Consider the following 1,225-nt stretch of genomic DNA (forward strand, 5'->3'; position numbering starts at 1 on the left):
CCCGGCGCTGTGGTGGTGCGCGTCAAGGGTGTGCAGCCCTCTGACTCCGCGGAATGGGATGCGGTCAAGGACATCATGGCCAGCGCCGTGGCCCGTGACCGCGCGGACGGCCTGTTTGAGATATTCATGCAGCGTCTGGCTTCCGGCGCCAAGGTGGAAGTGTACAACGAAGATTTTATCGACAGAAAAAATATGTAGCAAGGCCCGCGCGGCTGGAACAGGAATATACTGGCCGGGGCCGCTTGACGGTTCCGGCCTTCTTTGTCAGAGCAAGGCAGAACCGCCCCGGGGCGGGACGTTCCAGTGCCGCCCTGCCCCACAGGGGCTTCGCGGTATACAAGGAGGCACGTTATGTGCGGTATTATAGGTTATGCAGGACACAGGCCGGCCGTTCCCGTTGTGGTGGAAGGGCTGCGCAGGCTTGAATACCGTGGTTATGATTCCGCTGGCGTGGCCTTTGTGCGCCAGAACGATATCCACGTGGTGCGCGCTATGGGCAAACTGGCCGCGCTTGAAGAAAAACTCGCCCATGAGCCGGTAACCACACCCACCTGCGCCATGGGTCACACCCGGTGGGCCACGCACGGCGTGCCTGCCGAGCGCAATGCCCACCCCCACCGCAGCAATGACGGCTCCCTGGCCCTGGTGCATAACGGCATTATCGAAAACTATCAGGAGATAAAGGCGGACCTTTCCGCCAAGGGCTATACGTTCGGCTCCGAAACCGACACGGAAGTGCTGGTCAATCTTATTGCCGAGCGCCGCAAGACGGAACCCGACCTGCTGCACGCCTTTGCAGCCGCCCTGCGCGAGGCCCACGGGGCCTACGCCGTCTGCCTTATGGACAAGGCAGAACCCGGCGTCATCTATGCGGCGCGTATGTCCGCTCCGCTCATTTTCGGCCAGGGAACAGGCGAAAATTTCGTGGCTTCGGATATTCCCGCCTTTCTGCCCTACACCCGTCAGGTGGTCTTTTTGCAGGACGGGGACCTTGTGCGCGCCACGGCCGACAGCTACGAAATTCTCCGGCTTGAAGACCTCAGCCCCGTAAGCCACGAAACGCAGACCATACAGTGGGACATGCAGGCCGCACAAAAGGGCGGCTACCGCCACTTTATGCTCAAGGAAATCTTCGAGCAGCCGCGCGTCATTACCGACGGCCTCACCGGCCGCGCCCACGCGGAACAGGGACAGGTGCGCCTGCCGGAACTGGATGCCCTGCCCG

General features: G+C 61.9%; 2 pseudogenes. Both read left to right on the forward strand.

Annotated features, from left to right (window positions below):
• A pseudogene (locus tag V6C16_RS13625) lies at window positions 1-198 on the forward strand (peptidylprolyl isomerase); the annotation flags it as partial.
• A 153-nt stretch (window positions 199-351) separates the two neighbouring features.
• Window positions 352-1,225 (forward strand): annotated as a pseudogene (locus V6C16_RS13630) (glutamine--fructose-6-phosphate transaminase (isomerizing)); the annotation flags it as partial.

It is taken from the genome of Desulfovibrio sp. 1188_IL3213 (genome assembly GCF_036763145.1).
Lineage (GTDB): Bacteria > Desulfobacterota > Desulfovibrionia > Desulfovibrionales > Desulfovibrionaceae > Desulfovibrio.